This is a genomic window from Cellulomonas sp. P1_C4 (genome assembly GCF_056406355.1).
The window spans coordinates 23,840-45,528 of the sequence record NZ_JBFUAI010000003.1; the positions used below are offsets into that span (position 1 = coordinate 23,840).

General features: G+C 73.6%; 14 protein-coding genes. All 14 read left to right on the forward strand.

The annotated features are described in order from the left end of the window. The first annotated feature begins 16 nt into the window (after positions 1-16). The 14 genes from dnaJ to AC1DYZ_RS02880 all read left to right on the forward strand — a co-directional run bounded on the left by dnaJ (position 17) and on the right by AC1DYZ_RS02880 (position 21,669). Positions 17-1,144 carry a molecular chaperone DnaJ gene (gene dnaJ / locus AC1DYZ_RS02815; RefSeq protein ID WP_477063705.1) on the forward strand — a complete coding sequence of 376 codons (1,128 nt, stop codon included), beginning with the start codon at positions 17-19 and terminating at the stop codon, positions 1,142-1,144. Positions 1,145-1,166: 22 nt separating this feature from the next. Then, positions 1,167-1,925, forward strand: a complete 759-nt coding sequence (locus AC1DYZ_RS02820; RefSeq protein ID WP_477063706.1) for a 16S rRNA (uracil(1498)-N(3))-methyltransferase — start codon at positions 1,167-1,169, stop codon at positions 1,923-1,925. Positions 1,926-2,034: 109 nt separating this feature from the next. Next, on the forward strand, positions 2,035-3,033 hold the full coding sequence (locus AC1DYZ_RS02825) for a PhoH family protein (protein ID WP_477063707.1): 999 nt from the start codon (positions 2,035-2,037) through the stop codon (positions 3,031-3,033). A 7-nt stretch (positions 3,034-3,040) separates the two neighbouring features. After that, positions 3,041-3,493, forward strand: a complete 453-nt coding sequence (gene ybeY, locus AC1DYZ_RS02830; RefSeq protein ID WP_456825474.1) for an rRNA maturation RNase YbeY — start codon at positions 3,041-3,043, stop codon at positions 3,491-3,493. Next, complete coding sequence (locus AC1DYZ_RS02835; protein ID WP_477063708.1) at positions 3,490-4,797, forward strand: hemolysin family protein; 1,308 nt, start codon at positions 3,490-3,492, stop codon at positions 4,795-4,797. Before ybeY ends, AC1DYZ_RS02835 begins: the two co-directional genes overlap by 4 nt. Then, complete coding sequence (era, locus tag AC1DYZ_RS02840; protein WP_056090219.1) at positions 4,794-5,711, forward strand: GTPase Era; 918 nt, start codon at positions 4,794-4,796, stop codon at positions 5,709-5,711. The genes AC1DYZ_RS02835 and era overlap by 4 nt, the downstream gene beginning before the upstream one ends. Before the next feature lie 2 nt (positions 5,712-5,713). Next, positions 5,714-7,303 (forward strand): alpha/beta hydrolase family protein, encoded by a 1,590-nt coding sequence (locus tag AC1DYZ_RS02845; protein WP_477063709.1) that lies wholly within the window; start codon positions 5,714-5,716, stop codon positions 7,301-7,303. A 105-nt stretch (positions 7,304-7,408) separates the two neighbouring features. After that, positions 7,409-8,290 carry a PP2C family protein-serine/threonine phosphatase gene (locus AC1DYZ_RS02850; RefSeq protein ID WP_477063710.1) on the forward strand — a complete coding sequence of 294 codons (882 nt, stop codon included), beginning with the start codon at positions 7,409-7,411 and terminating at the stop codon, positions 8,288-8,290. Next, positions 8,287-9,585, forward strand: coding sequence for an FHA domain-containing protein (locus tag AC1DYZ_RS02855; protein WP_477063711.1), 1,299 nt, complete (start codon positions 8,287-8,289; stop codon positions 9,583-9,585). The genes AC1DYZ_RS02850 and AC1DYZ_RS02855 overlap by 4 nt, the downstream gene beginning before the upstream one ends. Next, on the forward strand, positions 9,582-11,123 hold the full coding sequence (locus AC1DYZ_RS02860) for a serine/threonine-protein kinase (protein ID WP_477063712.1): 1,542 nt from the start codon (positions 9,582-9,584) through the stop codon (positions 11,121-11,123). The genes AC1DYZ_RS02855 and AC1DYZ_RS02860 overlap by 4 nt, the downstream gene beginning before the upstream one ends. Then, positions 11,120-17,239, forward strand: a complete 6,120-nt coding sequence (locus AC1DYZ_RS02865) for an Ig-like domain-containing protein (protein WP_477063713.1) — start codon at positions 11,120-11,122, stop codon at positions 17,237-17,239. Before AC1DYZ_RS02860 ends, AC1DYZ_RS02865 begins: the two co-directional genes overlap by 4 nt. Positions 17,240-17,288: 49 nt before the next feature. Further along, positions 17,289-18,245 (forward strand): AAA family ATPase, encoded by a 957-nt coding sequence (locus tag AC1DYZ_RS02870; RefSeq protein WP_456825482.1) that lies wholly within the window; start codon positions 17,289-17,291, stop codon positions 18,243-18,245. A gap of 35 nt (positions 18,246-18,280) precedes the next feature. Next, entirely contained in the window at positions 18,281-19,396 is a 1,116-nt protein-coding gene (locus AC1DYZ_RS02875; RefSeq protein ID WP_477063714.1) for a DUF58 domain-containing protein, read from the forward strand. Beyond that, positions 19,393-21,669, forward strand: a complete 2,277-nt coding sequence (locus tag AC1DYZ_RS02880; RefSeq protein ID WP_477063715.1) for a transglutaminase-like domain-containing protein — start codon at positions 19,393-19,395, stop codon at positions 21,667-21,669. The genes AC1DYZ_RS02875 and AC1DYZ_RS02880 overlap by 4 nt, the downstream gene beginning before the upstream one ends. Positions 21,670-21,689 lie beyond the last annotated feature (20 nt).

Here is a 21,689-nt window from a genome sequence, read left to right on the forward strand (position 1 = left end):
GTGAGCACCCCCTCTCGTGACCGACTACTACGAGGTCCTTGGCGTCCCGCGTGACGCCAGCCCCGAGCAGATCAAGAAGGCGTACCGCAAGCTCGCTCGCGAGCACCACCCCGATGTCGCGGGCGCGGACGCCGGCTCCGAGGACACGTTCAAGGACGTGTCGCGCGCGTACGACGTGCTGGGCAACCCCGAGAAGCKCCGCGCGTACGACCTCGGCGGCGACCCGTCCTCGCCCGGCGGCGGCATGGGCGGCGGGTTCGGCTTCCAGGACATCTTCGAGACGTTCTTCGGCGCCGCGACCGGGGCGGCGGCGCAGCGGGGACCCATCCCGCGCGCGCGGCGCGGGCAGGATGCGCTCGTGCGGCTCGACCTCGACCTCGCGGAGGTCACCTTCGGCGTCCACAAGGACGTGCCGGTGGATACCGCGGTCGTCTGCCCGACGTGCAGCGGCTCGTGCTGCCGGCCGGGCACCTCTCCGCGCACCTGCGAGGTGTGCGGCGGTCGGGGCTCGGTGCAGCGCGTCGCGCGGTCCTTCCTCGGGCAGGTCATGACGACGCAGCCGTGTGCCGCGTGCCACGGCTTCGGCACCGTCATCCCGGAGCCGTGCACCGAGTGCTCCGGCGAGGGTCGCGTCCGGTCGCGCCGCACGCTGAGCGTGGACGTGCCCGCGGGCGTCGACACCGGCACCCGGATCAAGCTGACCGGCCAGGGCGAGGTCGGTCCCGCCGGCGGCCCCGCCGGTGACGTCTACCTCGAGGTGCGCGAGCGCAAGAACGACACGTTCGTGCGGCGCGGCGACGACCTGCACGCGACGCTCGAGGTCCCGATGACCGCGGCGGCCCTGGGCACGGTGCTCACGCTCGACACCCTGGACGGCGCGCGCGAGGTCGACCTGCGACCGGGCACGCAGCCCGCCCAGGTCGTGACGATCAAGGGCCTCGGCGTCGGTCACCTGCACGCCGCCGGGCGCGGCGACCTGCACGTCCACGTCGAGGTGCAGGTGCCGACGGCGATGGACGACGAGCAGGCCGAGCTGCTGCGCCGGCTGGCCGCCCTGCGGGGCGAGGAGCGTCCGGAGGCGCGGCTCGCTGCGTCGAATACGGGCGTCTTCGCGAAGCTGCGCGACAAGCTCTCGGGCCGCTGAGCATGACGGCGCCGGCCGCGTCATGAGCGCGCCCGTCTTCCTGGCCGAGCCCGGGTCGCTCGACGCCGTCGCCGACGGCGGCACGTACCTGCTGGGCGGCGCCGAGGGGCGCCACGCGGGGGTCGTGCAGCGCCGGGTCGCCGGTGAGCGGGTGGACGTCGTCGACGGCGCGGGTGTGCGGCTCGTCGGGGTCGTCGGCTCGGTGACGCCCGACGGCGTGCTCGTGCAGGTCCAGCAGCGCGTGGTCGAGCCGGCGGCGGCCGTCGCCCTCGTGCTCGTGCAGGCGCTGGCCAAGGGCGACCGCGACGAGATGGCGATCGAGGCGGCCACCGAGGTCGGCGTCGACGCGGTGGTGCCGTGGCAGGCAGAGCGTTCGATCGTGGTCTGGCGCGGCGACCGGGCCGCGAAGAGCCGCGCGCGCTGGCTGGGGACCGTGCGCGCGGCGGCGAAGCAGTCGCGACGCGCCCGCGTGCCCGACGTCGAGTTTGCGCTCGACGGCCGGGGCCTGGCCGAGCGGGTCCGTACGGTCGTCGACGGCGGTGGGGTCGCGCTGGTGCTGCACGCGGACGCGACCGACGCCATTGCGGCGACGGCCCTGCCGGACGCCGGCGAGTGCCTCGTCGTGGTCGGCCCGGAGGGCGGCATCGGCGAGAGCGAGCTCGGGCGGCTCGTCGAGGCGGGGGCGCGGGCCGTCCGGCTCGGTCCGCATGTGCTGCGCACGTCGACCGCGGGCCCGGTCGCGCTGGCTCTGCTGGCCGAGCGGCTCGGGCGCTGGGCCTGACCGCTCCGTCGGCGGCGCCTCGTAGACTGTCGACGTCTGCCTGGGACACCCGTGCCTGACCCGCACACCCACCACCTGACCTAAGGAGCGCACGGCGCACGCCGAGCACATGGCCGAGTCCACATCCGCAGCGCGGTCCTCCGGGGCACCCGCGCGCGTCGAGCACCGCATCAGCGTCCCGTCCGAGGTCTCGATGGTCGAGCTGCTCGGCCTGCGGGACGAGGTGCTCCGCACCATCGAGTCCGGGTTCACCGGCGTCGACATCCACGTCCGCGGCAACGAGGTGACCCTCGCCGGGCCGGTCGGCGACGTGGCCCTGGTGTCGCGGCTCATCGACGAGCTGGTCGAGATGGCGGCGGGCGGCACACCGCTGACCCCCGACGTGGTGACCCGGTCCGTGGCGATGCTCACGGCGGCATCGACGGCGCGGCCTGCCGACGTCCTCTCGTTCAACATCCTCACGGGTCGCGGCCGCACCATCCGCGCCAAGACGTCGGGCCAGAAGGACTACGTCGACGCGATCGACCGGCACACCGTGACGTTCGGCATCGGGCCTGCCGGCACGGGCAAGACGTACCTGGCGATGGCCAAGGCGGTGCAGGCGCTGCAGGACCGCAAGGTGCAGCGCATCGTGCTCACGCGCCCCGCCGTCGAGGCGGGCGAGCGGCTCGGGTTCCTGCCCGGCAGCCTCTCGGACAAGATCGACCCGTACCTGCGGCCGCTCTACGACGCGCTGCACGACATGGTCGACGCCGAGTCGATCCCGCGGCTCATGGAGGCGGGCACCATCGAGGTGGCGCCGCTGGCGTACATGCGCGGGCGCACGCTGAACGACGCGTTCATCATCCTCGACGAGGCGCAGAACACGTCGGTCGAGCAGATGAAGATGTTCCTCACCCGGCTCGGCTTCGGGTCGAAGGTGGTGGTCACCGGCGACATCACGCAAGTGGACCTGCCCGCGGCGCAGACCTCCGGCCTGCGCGTGGTCGAGCAGATCCTCACGGGCGTCGACGACGTCGCGTTCTGCCGCCTGACGTCGTCGGACGTGGTCCGGCACCGCCTGGTCAGCGAGATCATCGACGCGTACGCGCGCTGGGACAGGAGCTGAGGCGGCCATGAGCGTCGAGGTCAACAACGAGTCCGGTTACGACGCCGACGAGGCGGAGTTCGCCGCCCTCGCCCGCTACGTGCTGGACGAGATGCACGTGCACCCGCAGACGGACGTGTCGATCCTGCTGGTGGGCACCGACGTCATGACGGACCTGCACGTGAAGTGGATGGACGAGCCCGGCCCTACCGACGTGCTGTCGTTCCCCATGGACGAGCTGCGCCCGGGCCGGGAGGGCGACCCCACGCCCGCCGGCCTCCTGGGCGACGTCGTCCTGTGCCCCGAGGTCGCGGCGCAGCAGGCGCGCACCGCCGGCCACTCGACCGCGGAGGAGCTGCTGCTCCTCACCACGCACGGGATCCTGCACCTGCTCGGCTACGACCACGCAGAGCCGGAGGAGGAGAAGGAGATGTTCGCCCTCCAGCGTCGGCTGCTGCTGACGTTCCTGGCGTCGCGATGACGGACATTCCCGTCGCGCTGCTCATCGTCGTCGCCGTCCTGGGCATCGCCACCGCCGCGGCCCTGTCCGCCGGCGAGGTGGCCGTCGTGCGCATCTCGCGCGCCGCGGTGACCGAGCTGCTGGCCGAGCACGACCCCGCGGCCGGCCGCGTGCGCGCCCTCACCGAGCACCCTGCGCGGGTGGCCTCGGCGGCCGCGTTCGTGCGGCTGCTCGCCGAGATGACGGCGACGGTGTGCATCACGGTGACCGTCGGGTCGACCGGCCTGGTGTGGTGGGCGGTCCTGCTGGTCGCGCTCGCGATCTGCGGGCTCGTCGCGTTCCTGCTCGTGCGCGCCAGCCCGCGCACCATCGGCCGGAAGCACCCCGTCGCGACCGTCACCCGGCTCTCGCGCGTGCTCGTGGCCGTGACCGCGGTCGCCGGCGGGCTCGGAGCCGTCGGGCGGCCGGGTGCGGGGTCGGCGGCCGAGGACGAGGACGAGCTGCGGGACATGGTCCAGCGCGTGAGCGAGTCGGACGTGATCGAGGACGAGGAGCGTGAGATGTTCCGCTCCGTGCTCGAGCTCGGCGACACCCTGACGCGCGAGGTCATGGTCCCGCGGACGGACATGGTGACGGCGCGGGCGGACACGACGCTGCGCAAGGCGCTCGCGCTGCTGCTGCGGTCGGGGTACTCGCGGGTCCCGCTCGTCGGTGACTCGGTGGACGACCTGCGCGGCGTGCTCTACCTCAAGGACGTCGTCGGGCGGCTGCCGATCGCGCCGGCCGGACGCTCGGACCGCCGCGAGCAGGAGGCGATGCTCGACGCGCCGGCCTCGTCGCTGGCGCGGCCGGCGGTGTTCGTGCCGGAGTCGAAGCCCGTGGACGAGCTGCTGCGCGAGCTGCAGGACGGCACGTCGCACATGGCCATCGTGGTCGACGAGTACGGCGGCATCGCCGGGCTCGTGACCATCGAGGACGCGCTCGAGGAGATCGTCGGCGAGCTGACCGACGAGCACGACCCCACCGCGCCGGTGGTCGAGGACCTCGGGGACGGCGTGTTCCGGGTACCCGCGCGCCTCGGCCGCGACGAGCTGGGCGAGCTGTTCGACCTCGAGGTGGACGACGAGGACGTCGACACCGCGGGCGGGCTGCTGGCCAAGGCTCTCGGCAAGGTGCCGCTGCCCGGCTCCGCCGGCGACATCCACGGGCTGCACCTCGTGGCCGAACGCGTCGAGGGTCGTCGCCGGCGCCTCGCCACCGTCCTGGTCAGCGTGGTCGACGCCGACACCCCCGTCCCCACCGAGAACCACGGAGCCACCCGATGACCACCTTCCATTCCGGGTTTGCCTGCTTCGTCGGGCGGCCCAACGCCGGGAAGTCGACGCTCACCAATGCGCTCGTCGGCCAGAAGGTCGCCATCACGTCGGGGCGCCCGCAGACGACGCGGCACACCGTCCGCGGGATCGTGCACCGGCCGGACGCGCAGCTGATCCTCGTCGACACCCCCGGTCTGCACCGACCCCGCACGCTCCTGGGCGAGCGGCTCAACGCGCTGGTCAAGGACACGCTCACCGAGGTCGACGTGGTCGGGTTCTGCCTGCCCGCCGACCAGCGGGTGGGCCCGGGTGACCGGTTCATCGCCGAGCAGATGTCGGAGCTGGCGCGCGACGGCCGCGGGACACCCGTGGTCGCGGTCGTCACCAAGGCCGACCTCGTCGGCAAGGGGAAGCTCGCGGAGCACCTCATGGCCGTGCAGGCGCTGGGGGAGTGGGCCGACATCGTGCCCGTCTCCGCGACGTCCGGCTACAACGTCGACGTGCTGGAGAACGTGCTGATCGGCCACCTGCCCGAGGGGACGCCGCTGTACGCGGAGGGTGAGCTCACCGACGAGCCCGAGGCCGTCATGGTCGCCGAGCTGGTGCGGGAGGCCGCCCTCGAGGGCGTCCGCGATGAGCTGCCGCACTCGCTCGCGGTGGTCGTCGACGAGATCGTGGCGCGCGACGAGCCGGCCGCAAACGGCGTGCCCATGCTCGACGTGCGCGTGCACCTGTTCGTCGAGAGGGACAGCCAGAAGGCCATCATCATCGGCAAGGGCGGTGCCCGGCTGCGCGACGTCGGCAGCCAGGCGCGGCGCGGCATCGAGGCCCTGCTCGGGGCGCGCGTGTACCTGGACCTGCACGTCAAGGTGGCCAAGGACTGGCAGCGCGACCCCAAGCAGCTCGGAAAGCTGGGCTTCTGAGCATGCTGAGGAAGGGTGAGCGCGCGGGGACGCGCGCGGAGACGGACGTGGGCCGGCACGTCGGGCGGTGGTACCGCGTCGCGGCGAGCACCGCGTTGGGTGTGGTGCTGCTCGCCGTGCTCGGGGCCGTCATGGGCCCGCAGTGGGACCCGGTCCCGCTCGCCGACCCGCTGACCGTCGAGACCACCTCGACCGCGATCGGGTCGGCAGCGCCCGTGCCGACCTACGAGGTCCGCACCTCGGTGGTCACCGTGCAGCTCGACGGGACCACGGTCGACGCTCAGATCAGCGAGCCGATCGGCGCGGAGGGTCCGCTGCCCGGGGTGGTGTTCGTGCACGGCGCCGGGACCGGCCGCTACGACACTGCGTTCCTCCAGCAGGCCCACGCGCTCGCGGCGTCGGGGATCGTCGCGATGGTGCCCAACAAGCGGCTCGACACCTACACGACGCGGCACCGCGACTACCCGCTGATGGCCGCGGACTACGACGCGTCGGTGGCCCTGCTCCAGTCCCGCGAGGGGGTCGACCCAGACCGGGTCGGGATCTACGCCGAGAGCGAGGGCGGCTGGATCGCGCCGGTCATGGCCGCGCAGGACCCGTCGATCGCCTTCGTGGTCCTGGTGTCCTCGCCGGTGGTGCCGCCGCGGGAGCAGGCCGCGTTCGCGGTCGACTCCTACCTGCGGAACACCGGCGTGCCCCACGGGGTGTTCCGGGCGATCCCGCGGGCCGTCGGCATGTCGCTGCCGGGCGGCGGGTTCGAGTACGTCGACTTCGACGTGACGCCGTACCAGCGGCAGATGAGTCAGCCGGTCTTCGTCGTGTACGGCACGGGCGACGCCTCGATGCCGACCATCCAGGGCGCCGAGCAGGTGCTGCGGGACACCGCGATCGCGGGCAACGGCGACGTGACCGTGCGGTACTACGAGGGCGCCAACCACGGTATCCGCGTCGACGGCGACGTCGACGCCGACTTCTTGCGCGACCTGTCGGGCTGGGTGCTGGGGCAGCCCGCGACCGCCGACGCGTCGCCGCGGATCGCCGGTGCGCAACCGGTGCAGACGTACGTCGCCGCTCCCGTGCCGGAGCCCCGCTGGTTCGGGGACGGAGACCTGGTCGTCGCCCTCGCGCTGGCCGCGGTGGCCCTCATTCTGCTGGGGCCGCTGGCGGTGCTCGTCGCGCGTGGCGTGGAGGAGACGACCGATCGGGTCCGGCGCCGGGGCGGTGCCGCCGTGACCGTGCCAGGTCCCCGGTTCGCGCGCGGGGTGCTGCCGCTGCTCGTCGCGCTCGGCCTGGGCGCGCTCCTCACCGTCGTGGCCTTGGTCTGGTACATCGTCTCGGTGGCGCGCCTGGCGCTCGACTACCAGCGCAACGACATCGTGGTGCAGGGCGGCTGGGTCGCCGTGCGGGTGCTCGGCATCGCGGTGGTCGTCGTCGGGGTCCTCCTGCTGCGCCGCTGCCGGCGCGTGCGCCTGGCCGGCGGGCATCCTGCTCCCGGTATCGTGCGGACCTGCGTCCTGTGGGCGGGCGTCATCGGCTCGGTCGTCCTGCTGGTCGTCCTCGCTTACTGGGGCGTCTTCCAGCTCGGGATCTGATCACAGGTCGGTCCCGGTTGTGTGCCGAGCGCTCACGTACGGCACGATGTGCGCCGATGATCTGAACGAGGCACCGGCCGGGGCCACAAGGACGAGGGGGGTCGCGTGCGCACGTCGTGGGGGTCGGCGACCGATCGCGGCCTGGTCCGTGAGGTCAACGAGGACGCCCTGCTGGCGTACCCGCCCGTGTTCCTCGTCGCGGACGGCATGGGTGGCCACGACGCGGGCGACCTGGCCAGCCGGATCGCCGTCGAGGAGTTCGCCCAGCTCGCCGGGCAGGCCGCGGCGACCGCCGACGACGTGCACGCGTGCTTCGACCGCACCGCGGCCCGCATCCGCACCGAGTTCACCGGCGGACGCCAGGGCGGTACCACCGTCGCCGGGGTGGCCGTCACCGAGCACGACGGCGGCTCCTACTGGCTCGTCTTCAACGTCGGGGACTCGCGCGTGTACCTGTGGTCGGGCGACGAGCTCGAGCAGGTCAGCGTCGACCACTCGGTGGTCCAGGAGCTCCTGGACCTGGGCGAGATCGACCGAGGCGAGGCGGCGACGCACCCCGACCGGCACGTCCTCACGCGGGCCCTGGGCACCGGCGACCCGCCCGAGCCGGAGTACTGGCTGCTGCCCGCCGGGCTGCACGACCGCCTCCTGATCTGCACCGACGGCCTCACGCGCGAGCTCCACGACGACGTGCTCGCGCGCGTGCTGGCCGGCACGGCCGACCCGCAGGACGCCGCGGCCGAGCTGGTCCGGCTGGCCCTCGACCACGGCGCCCGGGACAACGTGAGCGCCGTGGTCGTCGACGTCGCCACCGCGTCGGGCGCGCACGACGACGTGCACATCACCGTCCCGCGCAGCGGCGCGGAGCTCGGTCCGCACCTGTGGGACGAGATGCTCAACGGCGCGACGGTCCCGCGCCGGTCGCTGTTCACGACCGACCCCGGCGCGCGCGGCGCGGGCACACCGAACGAGGAGATGCCGTCATGAGCGTGCCCGAGTACTCCGCCGGCGGTTGGACCGCCGTGGTCCGTCCCGGCTTCGTGGCGCTGCTGGGCCCGACGACGGCCGCCTCCACCGTCCGTGCGCTGTGGCAGGACGCCGGCGAGGGTGTCTTCTCCGCGCTCGCCCTCCTGGCCCGCGACGGCTTCGGTGGCCTCCCGCCGTTCGCCGTGGTGTCGGTCGACGGCCAGCGCGTCCACGCCGCCCTGCGCGGGGACGTCGAGGTCGTCGTCGAGGTGGGCGGCCGCCGGGACGTCTGGCGCTCCGGCGAGGTCAGCACCTGGACCGAGCGCGTGCTCGACGGCGTGTCCGACGTCGCCGTGCAGGTGGACGGGCCGGGGAGCGGCTCGGCGAGCCTGCCCCTGGCAGACGGCGTCGTGCAGGCCTCGCGCGTGAGCGTGTCCCTGACCGCGCGTGAGGATGTCCCCGAGCCGGTGACAGCCGCCGCGACCGAGGCAGTGCTCGTCGTCGAGGAGCCCGTCGAGGCACCGTCGGACGAGGTCATCGAGCCGTCGGTCCAGCAGGTTCCCGAGGTCGTCGACGTCGTTGTCCACGACGAGGCGTCGGACGAGCCCGAGGTTCAGCAGCCGGCCGCGGAGATCGTCGACGACGTCGTGTGGGACGAGCCGACGACCGTCGCGCTCGTGCCGGTCGAGGAGCACGCGCCGGAAGAGGCTCCGGACGAGGTCGACGTCCTCGACGAGAACACCGACCCGACGAGTGTGGTCGCCGCCGCGGAGTCGTTCCTCACGTGGCCCCCGACAGAGCCCATCGAGGCGCCGGCGGCTCCGGAGTCGCCCGTCCCGGTCGCCGGCGCGTCGCTGGACGACCACGACGGCCTGACAATCCTGTCGACGGATCTCGCGGAGATCCGCGAGCAGCTGCCGTCGTGGGCGTCCGACGAGGTTCCCGGCCCGTTCCGGGTCCCGACGACGGTCCAGACGGCGGCCCGCCTCGTGCTCTCGACCGGCCTCGTGGTGCCGCTCGACCGCGCGGTGCTGCTGGGTCGCGCGCCGCAGGTCGCGCGGGTCACCAACCGCGAGCTGCCGCGCTTGATCACGGTGCCGAGCCCGCAGCAGGACATCTCGCGCACGCACGCGGAGGTCCGGCTCGACGGGGACCACGTGGTCGTCACCGATCTCGACTCGACGAACGGCGTCCACGTGGCGCGTCCGGGGGAGGGCGCGCGGCGCCTGCACCCGGGTGAGCCCAGCGTCGTCGGTCTCGACGAGATCGTCGACCTGGGTGACGGCGTGACGTTCTCGGTGGAGCGGGGTTCGTGACCGCACGCCGCGAAGCATCGACCCCGCCTCGCCTGCCGGGCTACGAGCACCTCCGGGTGCTCGGCCTCGGAGGCTTCGCGGACGTCTTCCTGTACCAGCAGGAGCTTCCGCGGCGCGAGGTGGCGGTCAAGGTCCTGCTGGCCGGGAGCCTGGACGACGAGGTGCGGGCGCGCTTCCAGCAGGAGGCCAACCTCATGGCCCAGCTGTCGCACCACCCCTCGATCGTGACGATCTACCACGCGGCGATCGCTGCTGACGGGCGTCCGTTCCTCGTCATGGAGTACTGCTCGCGGCCGGGCCTGGCCGAGCGGTACCGGCAGGAGCGGATCTCCGTCGCCGAGGCGCTACGCATCGGCGTCCGCCTCGCGTCGGCGGTCGAGACCGCGCACCGGGCCGGCATCCTGCACCGCGACATCAAGCCCGCGAACGTGCTCACCACCGACTTCGGGTGGCCCGCGCTGACCGACTTCGGCATCGCCGCGACGACCGGGCACGGCGCGGGCGCCACCGTCGGCATGTCGATCCCGTGGTCGCCGCCCGAGCTGCTCGGGGAGCACCCGACCGGTGACGAGCGCTCCGACGTGTACTCGCTGGCGGCGACGATCTACTCCCTGCTCGCGGGCCGCACGCCGTTCGAGGTGCCCGGCGGCGAGAACACCGCGCAGCAGCTGGTCGCCCGCATCGAGCGGTCCCCGCTGCCGCCGACGGGCCGTGCCGACGTGCCGTGGGGGCTGCAGGACCTGCTCGAGCGCGCCATGGCCAAGCACCCGGCGCGCCGTTTCGAGTCCGCGGCCGCCGTGGCGCGCGCCCTGCAGCAGGTCGAGGCCGACCTCCGCCTCCCGATCACCCCGCTGGACCTCACCGACGAGCCCGACGGCGTCCCCGCGCTCGAGGTGCCGCCGCACGCCCCGGCCGGGCAGGAGGACGCCACCCGGCTGCGCTCGATCGTGACCGTCGCGCCCGAGGCTGCCGAGCCCGCGCCCGGCGGCGACGAGCCGACCCGGCTGCGCGGCGTCACCACGGTCCCGCCGGCGACGCCCGCCCGCCCCGGACCCGTCTTCGTCGCGCCGCAGGAGGTCGCCGAGACGGAGCCCGAGGCGAAGCAGCGGAACCGGGGCAGGCTCGTCGCGGGCATCGTGTCGGGCCTCGTGGTGCTGGGCGCGGTCATCACCATCGGTGCCGTCGCGCTCGGCCGCGACGACTCGCCCGACGTCGCACCGACGTCCACCTCGGACTTCAGCCAGGCGCCCGTGTCCACGAGCATCGGCGAGGCGGTCCCGTCCCCCCACTCGCTGCTCGGGACGCGGCAGGCGGACGGCTCGGTCGTGTTCACCTGGGAGAACCCCGACCCCGAGCAGGGCGACCAGTACCTCTGGGGAGTGCGCCAGGCCACCGGCGAGCCGCAGCTGACCCTCGTCGCCCAGCCGACGGCGACGGTCCCCGCGGCCGACGCCACGGGCGAGGTCTGCATCGAGGTGTCGATCGTGCGCGCCGACCGTCGCGCGTCGACCACGCCCCTCGAGGGGTGCGCGTCATGAGGGTGCGCTCGCGCGTCACGACGGCCGCGGCGGTCGTCACCGTCCCGGTGCTCGTGCTCGTCCTCGCGCTGCTCAACCAGGGCTTCCCGCTCGCGCGCCTCGACCTCAACGACGGCGCCGTCTGGCTGACGGCGACCAGCCAGTCGCAGCTCGGCCGGTTCAACGCGCAGGTCGAGGAGCTCAACGGCGGGCTCGTCGCGCAGGGAAAGTCGTTCGACGTGCTCCAGGACGCCGGCGACGTGCTGCTGGCGGAGTCCGGCAACCTCTCTGTCGTCGACCCGGCCACCGTCGCGACCACCACGCAGGTCGCCGCACCCGGCACGACACCGTCGATGGCCGCGGGCACGGTCGCGCTGTACGACGGGGACGGCAACGTCTGGGTGCGCACCATCGACGACCTGGACTCGCTCCGCACCGAGACGGACACGCCGGAGATCGAGCTGGGCGACGGCGGCCGCGCCGTGGTCGCCCGGAGCGGGACGGCCTTCGGCGTCGCGCCCCAGGGTGGCGCCGTCACGCGCGTCGAGATGGGGTCCGGGTCGCCGCAGGTGAGCGAGTCGGGGTCCGTCGGCGACGGTGCTGTCGACCAGATCACCGCGGTCGGCGACGAGCCCGTCACGCTCTCGGGCAGCACGGTCCGCACGCTGCACGGCTCCGTCGAGGTGCAGGGCGAGGACCTCACGCTCCAGCAGCCCGGTCCCGCGTCGTCGCGCGTCCTCGTCTCCAGCCGCGACACGCTGCTCGAGGTGCCGCTCGACGGCGGCCGGGTGGTCGAGCACAAGACCACCGGGTCCGGGAAGCCGGCGCAGCCGGTCCAGGTCGGGTCCTGCGCGCACGGCGCGTGGGCGTCCCCGATCGGGTCGTACATCCAGCTGTGCGACGGCGGCAAGGCCGACGTCCGCGACCTCGAGGACATGTCCAGCGCCGACGTGCTGACGTTCCGCGTCAACCGGCAGATGGTCGTCCTCAACGACACGTTGCGGGGCCGGCTGTGGCTGCCGCTCGAGGACACCAAGCTGCGGGTGCCCAACTGGACGGACGTCGTGCCCGAGGAGCAGCCCGACGAGGCGCAGGAGGAGACCGAGACCTCGGACACGACCCAGGACCTCGTCACCGAGTGCTCGGCCGAGTCCGCGTCGCCCACGGCGACCGACGACGAGTTCGGCGTGCGGCCCGGTCGCACGACCATCCTGCCGGTCATCGACAACGACTCCTCGTCCGACTGCGGCATCCTCGCGATCTCCCAGTTCGAGCAGCTGCCCGAGCAGTTCGGCCGGGTGGAGGCGATCTACGGCGGCCGGGCGCTGCAGGTCTCCATCGCCGCTGGCGCGACCGGCAGCGGCGAGTTCACGTACACGATCACGGACGGACGCGGCACGTCGGCACCACCGACGGCTCACGTGCGCCTGACGGTCCGGGGCATCGGCGAGGACGAACCACCGCGCCAGGTGCGCACGGGCTCGATGCGCGTCGAGCAGGGCGGCCAGTCCGACCACCAGGTGCTGGCCGACTTCGTCGACCCGGACGGCGACGACCTCCTGCTCGTCGGCGCCACCGCCGACCCGGCCGCAGGGTCCGTGCGGTTCCGCCAGGACGGCACGATGACGTTCAAGGCCGACGGGGCGTCCCTGGGCCGGACCCAGGTGACGGTCGAGGTCTCGGACGGGACCACGACCACCGAGGGGACCGTGGACGTGGACGTGCGGCCGGCGGGTTCGCTCGCGCCGCAGATCGACCCGGTCTTCGCCGTGACGTACGTCGGCCAGGCGGTGACGCTCAACCCGCTCACGGCCGTGCGCAGCTCGTCCAGCGAGCCACCGCGCCTCGCCGGTGTCGACGAGGTCGTCGGCGCGACGATCACGAGCGACCTGCAGGGCGGCACCTTTACGTTCAGCGCTGCGCGGGCGGGCACCTACTACGTCCCGTTCCTCGTCGCCGCGCCGCCGCAGCAGGCGACGGGACTCGCGCGCGTCGACGTGCTCGAGTGGCCCGACACCCCGGTGCCCCCGGTCGCCGTACGGGACAAGGCCTACCTCCCGGCGGGCGGCGAGGTGACGATCGACCCGCTCGAGAACGACTCGGACGCGGAGGGCAAGGTCCTCGTCCTGCAGTCCGTCGAGGTCCCCGAGGGCTCCGGGCTCAAGGTCGCGGTGCTCGACCACCACCTGGTGCAGATCCGCTCCGAGCGCACGCTCGACGGCCCCGTCGCGCTCAGCTACACGGTGTCCAACGGGCAGGCGTCGGCGGTCGGCGAGATCGTCGTGCAGCCCGTGCCGCCGTCGGCGACGTCTCAGCCGCCGGTCGTGGAGAACGTCGAGGTGAGCGTGCGCACCGGTGGCGTCGTCACGATCCCCGTGCTGGACACCGCGTACGACCCCGACGGCGACCGCCTGACCCTGGTGCCGGAGCTCGCCGAACCGCTGGGCGACGGAGAGGGCCTGCTGTTCGTCTCGGGTGACGTGCTGCGCTACCAGGCGCCCGACGACGCGATCACGGCCCACGCGACGTTCGCCGTCCAGGACGCGACGGGCAACGTCACGGCGGCGACCGTCACGGTGCGCGTGCACGCGTCCGACGCGAGCACCAAGGCACCCCCGCGACCGAAGAACCTCGTCGCGCGCGTCTACGAGGGCGACACGGTGCGCATCCCCGTCCCGCTCGTGGGCATCGACCCCGACGGAGACGGCGTGACCCTGCTCGGGCAGGCCTCGGCCCCCGCGCACGGCCGCGTGACCGCCACCGGTCCGGACTGGATCGAGTACCAGGCGCTGCCCGGCGAGCTCGGCACGGACACCTTCACCTATGCCGTCGAGGACTGGGTGGGGCAGCGTGCCGTCGCCGAGATCCGGGTCGGCATCGGCCCGCGACCGACCGGCGCTGCGCCCGTGGTCGCCCGCGACGACCAGGTGACCGTCAAGCCCGGCCAGCGGGTCGAGGTCCGGGTGCTGGCCAACGACATCGACTCGAGCGGCGGCGAGCTCACCCTCGCCCCGGAGCTCGACATGCCCGACGGCATCGACGCGAAGGTGGACGGCCGGCGCATCGTCGTGCACGCGCCCGACCAGCCCGGGGTCCTCCAGATCGCCTACACGGTCTCGAACGACCGAGGCGGCCACGACACCGGGGTCCTCACGGTGACGGTCGCCGACGACGCGCCCGTGCTCGCCCCGATCGCCCGCGACGTCGTCGTGCCGGCGATCGACACCATCGGTCGGACCGAGGTCTCGGTCGACGTGCTGGCCGTCGCGCAGAACCCGAGCGGGCCGCTGAGTGACCTCGACGTCTCGGTACCCGCCGCCCTCGCGGACGTCGCGCGGGTGGACTCGTCCGGCAAGGTGGTCGTCACGCTCGTCGACCACGCGCAGACGCTGGCCTACCAGCTCAGCAACAGGACGTCGACCGACGGCAAGGCGACCGCGTACGCGTTCATCACGGTCCCCGCGCTGGGCTTCTTCCGCCCGATCCCGCGGCCGAAGGCGCCGGAGCTACGTGTCGCCTCGGGGGAGCAGCTCGTCATCCCGCTGTCGGAACAGGTGCAGGTCGCGCCCGGACGCACGGCGTCGGTCGCGGACCCGCTCGGCGTGACGGCGACGAAGTCGGACGGCACCGACCCCGTCAAGGACAAGGAGACCCTGCAGTTCCGCTCGGAGGCCGGCTACGCCGGGCCTGCCTCGATCACCGTGCCGGTGACCGACGCCTCCGGGGCGGGGGACACGTCGGCGCGCACCTCGCTGATCACCCTGCAGATCACGGTGTTCGCCGTCGACGACCACCCGCCGACGTTCACGCCGTCGGTGATCGACGTCGCGCCCGGCGAGGACCCGATCCCCGTCGACCTGCGGTCGTTCACCACCGGCCCCGAGGGCGCGACGCCCGCGGAGGACCGCTACAGCTACCAGCTCACGGCCGCCGTGCCCGCCGGGTTCACGGGCGGCATCGACGACGACGGCTTCCTGCGGATCGCGGCCGACGAGACCACGCCCAAGGGCCGCACCGACAAGCTCGAGCTGCGGATCGGGTACGGGCGCACGGGCTCGCTCCCCGCGACAATCGACCTGCGCGTCATCGCGAGCACCCGCCGCACGGCCGTGGTCAACGACCGGGTGATCGAGAACGGCGTCGAGGGCCAGCAGACCACGGTGAACGTGCTGGACGACGCCTTCAACCCGTTCCCCGACTCGCCGCTGACGGTCGTCGGGGCGACGGTCGAGACGCCGGGCGCGGGCACCGCGAGCGCGACCACCAGCACCGTGAGCGTGCGCCCCGCCGTCGGGTTCATCGGCCAGATGGTCACCCGATTCCGCGTCCGCGACGTGACGGGCGACCCGGACCGCGAGGTCGAGGGCCGCATCACCGTCACGGTCCGCGGGAAGCCCGCCACGCCCACCGCGCCGCGCGTCGGCGAGGTGCGGGACCGGACGGTCGTCCTGTCGTGGGACGCGCCCGACAACCGCGGGGCGCCCATCACGGGCTACCGCGTCGTCGCGAACCCCGGCAACATCGTGCGCTCGTGCGCGAGCACCACCTGCACGATCGACAACCTGACCAACGACACCGAGTACACGTTCACGGTCGCGGCGCAGAACGACGTCGACTGGTCGGAGCAGAGCCCGCCGTCGGCGACCGCACGCCCCGACGCGGTGCCCAACCAGCCGTCGCCCCCGGTGCTCACCTTCGGCGACGGCAGCGTCCGGGCGACCTGGGAGCCGCCCGTGTCGACCGGTTCGCCGGTGACCAGCTACACGCTCGAGATCTCGCCGGCGCCCCTGACCGGGCCGGCGTCCGTCACGTCGACGACCACCAGCTACACGTTCCCCGGCCTGAAGAACGGGACCGCGTACACGGTGCGCGTGCGGGCGCAGAACCGGGCGCCGGAGCCGAGCGCGTGGTCGGACTCGTCGCAGCCCGAGGTGCCCGCCGGCGTCCCGGCCGCGCCGACCGACCTCGTGGCCCAACGGGTCAACACCCCACTCGGTGGGCAGATCAACGTCAGCTGGGCCGAGCCCAACGGCAACGGCGACCGCGTCGCCGGCTACGAGCTCGTGATCTCCAACGGGCCGAACGGCCGGACGGTGGCGCTGGACGCCGCGTCCACCGGCTACGCGTTCACCGACGCCGCGAACGGCCCGGCGTACCGGTTCCAGGTCCGGGCGAGGAACAAGGCCCCCGGGTGGTCCGCGCCGACGGTCACGGAGGCGTCGACGTATGGGCTGCCGAGCGCGCCGACCTCCGTGAGCGCCAGTGCAGACGCCGGTCAGGGCCGCATCCAGGTGCGCTGGTCCGGCGCCGACGGCAACGGCACGTCGATCCGCTCGTACGTGATCAAGCTTCCCGACGGATCCGAGCGGGACGTCGGCGGTTCGACGTCGTTCACCGACAGCAACCTGCGCGGCGGGAGCACGTACGCGTACCAGGTCCGCACCGTCAACGACGCGGGATCGAGCGAGTGGAGCGCGGTGGCCTCGGCGGTCGCGACGACGCCGCCGGACGCGCCGCCCGTCTCGCTCGCCGTCACGGCGAACGGCAACGGCGGTCGGCCCACGCAGATCACGATCACCCGCGGCAACGTGGGCAACGACGGCGGCGGGCAGAACCTGCAGTACACCTGGGAGCTCAGGAGCGACCGCCACGGACCCGTGTCCGGGTCGTTCTCCGGCACGACCGCGGTCGTCGACGTCACGGGCTGGGACTGGCAGTTCCGGGGAACTCAGGCAACCGCCACCGTGACGGCGAGCACGAGCGTCGGATCGACGTCGAACGCCGCGTCGATCGACGTCGTGTGGGGCCAGCCACCGAGTGCGGTCCAGGGCCTCGCCGTCGTGCCGGACAGCGCGACTGTGCCGAAGAGAATCACCGTCACCTGGGACGCGCCCGCGGACGACGGCGGCATCGGCATCGACAAGTACTCCGTGTGCTGGAAGGTGAACGGCCAGGACTCCGGGTGTGAGGACACCCGCGGAACGTCGGTGGAGCGGCGTCTGAGCGACTGGCTCAACCCCCCGGTTGCCGGCGACAAGGTGACCGCCACCGTCTCCGCGAGCAACGGTCGCGGCTCCGGCCCGAGCGCCTCGGTCGACTTCGTCTACCCCGACCCGGCGCCACCACCCACACCATGACCGACCCACGACACCACCACCTGACCGACCTCCCGAGGAGCACCACCACATGACCCCCGAGCAGAGCATCTGGTTCGCCGAGACCTTCGACGCGCTGGTCGCCAACGTCGGTCTCGCGCTCCTCGGCAAGGAGCAGTCCGTGCGCCTCGCGCTCACGGCGATGGTCGCGGAGGGCCACCTCCTGCTCGAGGACGCGCCCGGCACCGGCAAGACGTCGCTGGCCAAGGCGCTCGCCGCCACGGTGCAGGGCAGCCACCACCGGATCCAGTTCACGCCGGACCTGCTGCCGTCCGACGTGACCGGCGTGACCATCTACGACCAGAGCACCCACCGCTTCGAGTTCCACCCGGGGCCGATCTTCGCGTCCGTGGTGCTCGCCGACGAGATCAACCGCGCCTCGCCGAAGACGCAGGCCGCGCTCCTCGAGGTCATGGAGGAGGGCAACATCACGGTGGACGGCGTGACGCACCCCGTGGGTCGCCCGTTCATGGTGATCGCGACGCAGAACCCGATCGAGCAGGCCGGCACCTACCGGCTGCCCGAGGCGCAGCTGGACCGCTTCCTCATCAAGACGTCGCTGGGCTATCCAGACCGCGCCTCGACCATCGAGATCCTCGCGGGTGCGAAGGACCGGACCACGGTCCTGACGCCCCGCATCACCACGCAGGCGGTCGGCACGATGGCGGACCTGGCGCAGACCGTGCACATCGACGAGGTCGTGCTCGACTACGTGGCTCGGCTGACGGAGGCCACGCGCGACGACGCCCAGACGGCGATCGGCGCGAGCGTCCGCGGCGGGCTCGCGCTCGTCCGCACGGCCAAGGTGTGGGCGGCCGCGTCGGGCCGCGAGTACGTCATCCCAGACGACGTCAAGGAGCTGGCCCAGCCGGTGCTCGCGCACCGCCTGATCCTGGACACGGAGGCCGAGTTCGCGGGGGTCACGGCGGTCGACGTGCTCGCGCGCATCCTCGAGCAGACGGCGCCGCCGGCGCTGCGGGCGGCCTGATCGTGGGTCTTCGGGTCTCTCCGGTCGGTTGGGGAGTGGCGGTCGTCGCCCTCCTCGGCCTCGTGCTGGGCCGGTGGTTCGGCTGGCTCGAGCTCGCGGCCATCGGGGCGGCCCTCACGGCGGTGCTCGTCGTGTCGCTGGTGATGACCGCGGGCCGCGCCCGGTACGAGATCCGCCTCGACATGGCGGACCGCCGGGTCAAGGTCGGGGAGCGCGCGGTCGGGCGCGTCGAGGTGCGCAACGTCGCGCGCCGCCGGTCGCTGCCGTCGCGCGTCGAGCTTCCGGTCGGGGCCGCGGTCGCCGAGTTCTCGGTCCCGGCCCTGGCGCCCGGCGCCGAGAACGACGACCTCTTCGCCATCCCGACGGCCCGCCGCGCGGTCATCGTCGTGGGGCCGGTGCGCTCGGTGCGGGGCGACCCGTTCGGCCTCGCGCGCCGCAGCGTGCGCTGGACCCGGCCGGTGGACCTGTTCGTGCACCCGCTGCTCGTCTCGCTGGCAGGTGCGAGCTCGGGCCTGCTGCGCGACCTCGAGGGGCAGTCGACGCGGGACCTGTCCGACTCGGACCTGTCGTTCCACGCGCTGCGCGACTACGTCGCGGGCGACGACCGGCGCTACATCCACTGGCGGACCACCGCGCGCCGAGGCGCCCTCATGGTCAAGCAGTTCGAGGACACCCGCCGCACCCAGACGGCGCTGGCCCTCGCGACGGACCCGCGCGACTACGCCGACGACGACGAGTTCGAGCTCGCCGTCTCGGTCATCGCGTCGGTCGGCGTCCAGACCATCCGCGAGGAGCGTGACCTGGCCGTCCTCGCCGGCCCGGGGAGCCTGCGGGTCGAGACCCCGCCGCTGCTGCTCGACGACTGTTCCGGCATCCAGCTCGCGTCGAGCGGCGCCGGCATGGCCCTGCTGGGCCGGCGCGTGGCCCGTGAGGCGGCGGACGCGTCGGTCGCGATGCTGGTCACCGGCTCCGGCCCCTCCGACGCCGACCGACGCCTCGGCGCACGCCACGTGCCCGCCGGTACGCGCACGGTCGTCGTGCGGTGCGAGCGCGGCGCCGACGTCTCGGTCCGCACGCAGGGCTCGTTGAGCCTCGCGACGATCGGCACCCTCGACGACCTGCCCCGGCTGCTGCGGCGGGTGACCGCGTGACGGCACCTGTCCGCATCGCGAGCCGCGCCGCGGTCGACATCGCCTGCCTGGTCGGCACGCTCGCGCTGGCGCTCGTCCCGCTGCTCGCCGTCTACGGCGGCCTCGTCGCGCTGCCCGCGCTCGTCGGCGGACTCGTGCTCGGCACTGGCGTCGCCGCGCTGGGTGCGGTGCGCCGCTGGTCCGCCCTCACGGTGGTCGCGCTGGTGGTCGTCGTCTTCGTGCTCGTCGGCGGACCGCTCGCGGTGCCGTCGACGACGATCGCCGGCGTGCTGCCCACGCCGAGCACCGTCGTCGAGCTGGCCCGCGGCACCGTCACCTCCTGGAAGCAGGTGCTCACGCTCCAGCCGCCGGTCGGCTCGAGCGGGAGCCTGCTGGTCGCGATGCTGGTGCTCGCGCTGGTCGGGTCGGCCGTCGCGGTGTCCGTGGCGCTGCGCGCGCGAGGTGCCGTCGCGGCGACCGCAGCGCTGGTGCCCGTGGCCGGTGTCGTCGCCGCGATCCTGCTGGGCGTCCGCCATCCGTCGGTCCCGCCGATCGTGACGGGCACGGTCCTCGTCGTCGTCCTGCTGCCGTGGTCGTCGTGGCGCGCCGGGCTGCTGCGGGCGCGCCGCGTGGTCGCCACTGGCCTGCTCGCGACGATCGCCGTGGCCGCCGGCGTGCTGGGCGCACCCGCTGTGGCCGGCCCGACGGAGCGGTTCGTGGTCCGCGACGAGATCGTTCCGCCGTTCGACCCGCGCGCCTACCCGAGCCCGCTGTCGGCGTTCCGGGAGTTCGTGAAGAAGGACGAGGACGCCAAGCTCTTCACCGTCACCGGGCTGCCGGCGGGCGCGCGGATCCGGCTCGCGACCATGGACCGGTACGACGGCGTCGTGTGGAACGTCGCGGGCGACGGGTCCGCGCAGGCGTCGGGCGAGTTCCGCCGCGTGGGCGACACCATCGACACCACCGTCCGGGGCGAGCCCGCGCACGTCGAGGTGCAGATCGACGATCTCACCGGCGTGTGGCTGCCCACGGTGGGCCAGGCGACGTCGTTCGATGTCGCTGATTCCGCCGCGGCGGCGGGCCTGCGCTACAACGACGCGACGGGCGCGGCGGTGCTGACCGACGGCGTGCACCGGGGTCTGCGCTACGGCGTCGACGTCGTCGTCCCGCCCGTCCCCACCACCGACGAGGTGGGCAGCGCCGCGGCATCCGACATCTCGCAGCCGGAGCTGACCGGCGTGCCGGACGCCGCGACGATCACGGCCGCGGACGTTGCGCGCGACGCTGGCAACCCGGTGCAGATCGCGGAGCAGCTCTCGACCTGGCTGACCGAGCAGGGCTACTTCAGCCACGGCATCGTCGACGCCGGTGACTACGCCTCGCTCTCCGGGCACGGCGCGGACCGGATCACCTCGCTGCTGGCCGGCGACATCATGGTGGGCGACGGCGAGCAGTACGCCGCGGCGATGGCTCTGATGGCCCGGGAGATGGGCCTGCCCGCGCGGGTGGTGCTCGGGTTCGCGCCCGAGGACGCCGCTGCCGGTCCCGTCACCGTGACCGGCAAGGACATCCAGGCGTGGGTCGAGATCAACTTCCAGGGCTACGGCTGGGTGCCGTTCGACGCCACACCGCCGCCCGAGCAGACGCCGCAGGAGGACGACCAGCAGAAGCCGTCCGAGCCCGACCCGCAGGTGGTCCAGCCCCCGCCGCCGCCGCCGGCCGCGGTGACGCCGCCCGACGAGGACACGGAGCAGCCGCAGACGGACGACCCGGCCTCGGACGACGACGGCAACGCCCAGTGGCTCCGGATCGCCCGCGTCGCCGGCGTCGTCTCGATCCCGCTGATCCTTCTGGCGGCTCCGCTGCTGGTGATCGTCGGGCTCAAGGCTCGTCGTCGCCGGCGTCGGCGTCGCAGCCCGGACACGGTCGCGCAGGTCGCGGGCGGCTGGGACGAGGTGCTCGACGTCGCGCGCGACCTGCGCCGGCCGGCCGGAGCCCTGGCCACCCGCAACGAGTCCGCGCGTGCGCTGGCCGCGGCCTTCGCGGATGAGCCGCAGGGCGCACTCGTCGGCTCGCGGGTCGGGGCCCTTGCCCGCTCCGCCGACCAGGCGGTGTTCAGCGCGGGGGACCCGAGCCCGGCTCAGGCCACCGCCTACTGGTCGGACGTGGAGACCACCGTCGAGGCGATGTCGCACAGCGTCGGCTGGCGCCGACGGATGCGGGCGCGCCTCTCGACGGCCTCGCTCCGGTCCGACCGACGCCGACAGAAACGCCGCCGCAGGGACGCCTCATGACGACGGCCACCCGACCTCAG